Annotated in this window: 2 protein-coding genes; both read left to right on the forward strand. The window is 69.3% G+C overall.

The annotated features are described in order from the left end of the window. The coding region (locus U9980_RS13680) for an SDR family NAD(P)-dependent oxidoreductase (protein ID WP_322768256.1) at positions 1 to 2436 on the forward strand (2436 nt) is incomplete at its 5' end. Between the two features lie 165 nt (positions 2437 to 2601). After that, positions 2602 to 4129 (forward strand): polyketide synthase (locus U9980_RS13685; protein ID WP_322768257.1); only part of this gene is annotated, 1528 nt, incomplete at its 3' end.

Genomic DNA, 4129 nt, shown 5'->3' on the forward strand with positions numbered 1-4129 from the left:
GTGACGGGCATGGGCGTGACGGGCATGGGCGTGACCGGCACGAATGCCACCTCGGACGCCTCAATGGACGCCACCATGGTTGAGTTTCTGCGCGCCACCCGGGAGCTGGTCGCCGCGCAACGCGATGTCATGCTCGGCTACCTCGGTGCGTCAGCCGGAGTGGGAGAACGGAAAGGCGCGGAGTCCACCCGGGAGCCGATCCGGGTGCCGACTGTGCCCACGCCCACTCTCCCCGTTCAGGGGCGTCCGGCGCTGGTACCTGCCCAGGCGGGGCCACCGGATGCGGGCGGCCCCGGGGTGGCCCCGATGACGTCGGTGCAACCGGCGGTGCCCGTGCTGGATCCACCTGCGGTGTTGGGTCTGGTTGTGGATGTGATCTGCGCGGCTACGGGTTATCCGCCGGAGATGCTGGAATCAGATTTGGATCTTGAGGCTGATCTGGGTATTGATTCGATCAAGAGAATGGAGATTCTGGGGGCGTTGACAGCGCGCGTCGGATCGGCGGGGGACGGCACCGCTTCGGCCGGTGGCAGCGGTGGCATGACCGGCGCCTGGGATCTCGCCGATGCGATGGTCGAGGAGCTGGCGCAGGTCAGGACCGTCCGTGGGATCGTTGACTGGATCGTCACCCGGCCAGGTCCCAACGCTGATGTGGTGCCTGCTCCGGCCGGTGACCTTGCCGGTGACTGTGTCGACGACCCGGCCGGTGGCCAGGCCGGTGACTGTGCCGACGACCCGGTCCCCGACAGGGACGCGCGGGTGGTGACGAACATCGGTTCCACCGTCGACGTCGACACCGTTTACATCGACCCGGGCAGGCTACTGGCGCATGCGGATCGTGAGCAGCCAGGTGTTGCATCGCTGCGGCGGTTCGTCGTCGACGTCGTCGCACTGCCGTCACCGCGCCCGCTCGCGGAGACTTTCGCCGCGGCCGAGAACAACACCGGGGCCGGGCCGTTGTCGGGTTCCCGGTTCGCCGTCGTCGAGGGTGGACTGGGTATCGGGCTCGTCCTTACGACCATGCTGGAGCAGTATGGTGCGGCCGTGCGGATGTTCTCCGCCGCCGACGAGGTGCTCGCCGATCAGCTTGCGAGCGGCGTCGGGGCGGACGGCGTTCTGTGGGTGTCGCCGGTGGACCGGGATGCCCCACCGGCCCTGCCCGCCGCGTACGGTCCGATCCGGGCCGCGGTCGCGGGCGGAACCCGCCGCCTTGTCGTCGCGACCGGCAGTGGCGGCAGTTTCGGTCGGTCCGCGACCGATGAACCTGGTCCGAGCATCGGGATGGCAGGGCTGGCGCGCACCCTTGCGCGGGAGGCGCCCGACGTGCTCGTCCGGGCGGTGGATCTCGACCCCAAGGAGGCCCCGACCCGGCTCGCCGAGTACCTCCTCACCGAGTTGCTCACACCGGACGCCCCTGTCGTGGTCGGCTACCGTCATGGGGCCCGCTTAACTCCACGGGTGGTGCCTGCGCAACTGTCCTCGACCGGTGTGGGCGTGCCCGCGCTCGGCCGGGACTCGGTTGTGCTGCTGACCGGCGGTGCCCGCGGTATCACAGCCAGGGTGGCGTTGGCTCTCGCCCGCGCTACCGGCTGCGGGATCGAACTGATCGGCCGAACCGTGCTCCCGGCCGCGCCGGAGGACCCGGCAACCGCCGCCGCGCCGGATGCACCGCGGTTGCGGCGGGCACTGATCGACACGGGCGTGCGTCGACCAGCCGAAATCGAGGCCAGGGTGGCCCGGTTGCTGGCGGAGCGGGAAGTGCGGGCCACTCTCGCCGCACTCACCCAGACTGCGTCCTACGTTCGATACCACGCGGTGGACGTGCGGGACGCCGACGCCTTGCGTCAGGTCGTGGCGGCGGTCTATGCAGACCGCGGCAGGATTGACGGGGTCGTGCACGGCGCCGGGGTCGTTGAGGACAAGCTGCTGCGGGACAAGACACCGGAGTCGTTTGACCGGGTGTTCGCGACAAAGGTCGAAGGTGCCCGGACGCTTGTCGACGCACTGCGTCCAGATCTTGATTTCCTGGTCCTGTTCGGCAGCGTGGCAGGGGTGTTCGGTAACCGGGGTCAGGTTGACTACTCCGCGGCCAACGATGCTCTTGACACCTGCGCCCATGCCTGGTCGCGGCGTTTTCATGGCCGCGTCGTCTCGCTGGACTGGGGGCCATGGGGCTCGTCCGGTCGCGATACCGGTCGCGATACTGGCATCGAAACCGGCGGCGTGGACGTCGGCAGGGGAATGGTGTCCGCCGAGTTGGAACGTCAGTATGCCCGCCGGGGTATCGGCCTGATCGATCCAGATGCCGGGGTCGTCGCCGTTCTACGTGAGCTGGCCGCTGATGTCGATGTTCCGCAAGTGGTGTACATGTGCGGCCTGCCCGGGGCGCTCGATGACGGATTTCTCGGTTTTGGGATCGCGGATGTCGAACTATAGATCGCATAGGGCTAGCTTGTGCGCACAAAGAGCCACTATTGTGTGCCTTTGGCCCACCAGCGGTCCGGGGACTGCGGCCTCCGGCGATGCGACAGAACCACGATCGCATCGCCTTTGGCCCACCAGGCAGGCGCTCGCGTGAAGCCGGCGATCGCGGTTGTCGGGATGGCGTCGGTGTTCCCGGGCGCGGGTGACCTCGCTACCTACTGGAGCAACATCGTCAGCGGGGTGGACGCGGTCCGGGATGTGTCACCGCGGCGCTGGGATCAGGAGTTCTTTCATCCGGATTCCGCGGCTGACTCCGGTGCACCAGGTGGTGGTGCACCGGGTGGTGGTGCACCAGGTGTCGATGGACCAGATGGCGAACTCGGCTCCGGGGCGAAACCGGTGGTCGCCGCCGACCGGATCTACTGTCGGCGCGGCGGCTTCGTGGAGGAGTTCGCGACCTTTGACCCGATCGAGTTCGGGATCATGCCGCTTGCCGTGGACTGGGCCGAGCCCGATCAGCTGCTGGCGCTGCGGGTCGCAGCCGAGGCCGTCGCGGACGCCGGGGGCGCTGACACACTCGGCGATCGTGGCCGGACAGGGGTGGTACTGGGGCGCGGCAGTTACCTCGCCGCGGGTCTTGCCCGGCTGGACCAGCGGGTCAAGGTCTCCACCCAGCTCGTCACCACGCTGCGGGAACTCGTCCCCACGTTGACGACCGACCAGCTCGCCGCGGTCCGCGCCGCGTTCGTCGAAACCCTCGGTCCGGACCGTCCGGAGGCCGCGATCGGTCTGGTGCCGAACCTGGCCGCCTCGCGCATCGCCAACTGGCTGGATCTTCGTGGCCCGGCATACACGTTGGACGCGGCATGCGCGTCGTCCCTGATCGCGGTTGACACGGCCGTGCGCGAGCTGGCGGGCGGCCGGGCGGACGCCATGATCGCGGGTGGTGTGCATCTCGTCCAGGAAGTGACGTTCTGGAGCGTCTTCTCGCTGCTGCGGGCGCTGTCCCCGACCTCGCGGATTCGGCCGTTCGACCGGCGGGCCGACGGCATCCTGATCGGTGAGGGCGTCGGGATGGTCGTGCTGAAGCGACTCGCCGATGCCGAACGCGCCGGTGACCGCATCTACGCTGTGATCCGCGGTTGTGGTGTTTCCAGTGACGGGCGGTCCTCCACCTTGCTCGCGCCGTCGCAGCAGGGGCAGATCCTGGCCGTCGAGCGGGCCTGGGCCGACGCCGGGCTGGACCCGACCGCGCCCGGCGCGCTCGGTCTCGTCGAGGCCCACGGGACCGCCACCCCGGTCGGGGACGCGGCGGAACTCGCCACCCTGGGACGGGTGTTCGGTCGCGCCACCGGTGCTCCGCCGATCGGCATCGGTTCTGTGAAGTCCATGATCGGTCATGCCATGCCCGCGGCCGGCGCCGCCGGGCTCATCAAGGCCATCCTGGCGCTGCACCACCGGACACTGCCGCCGACCCTGCACTGCGAGCAGCCACATCCGGCATTGGCGAGCACCCGATTCGAACCGATACGTGAAGCCGCCACCTGGGAGGCGCCCGACGGCGTCCAGCGGCGGGCCGGTGTGAACGCGTTCGGGTTCGGCGGTATCAACGCCCATGTCGTCGTCGAGGAGGCGCCGGCGTCGTCGAACGCGCCGTCCATCGCGTTTCCGGTGTCGGGCGTCACCGGCGGTTCGACCGGCGGTT

Origin of the sequence: Protofrankia sp. Cr1 (assembly GCF_963555865.1) — a bacterium.
Lineage (GTDB): Bacteria > Actinomycetota > Actinomycetes > Frankiales > Frankiaceae > Protofrankia.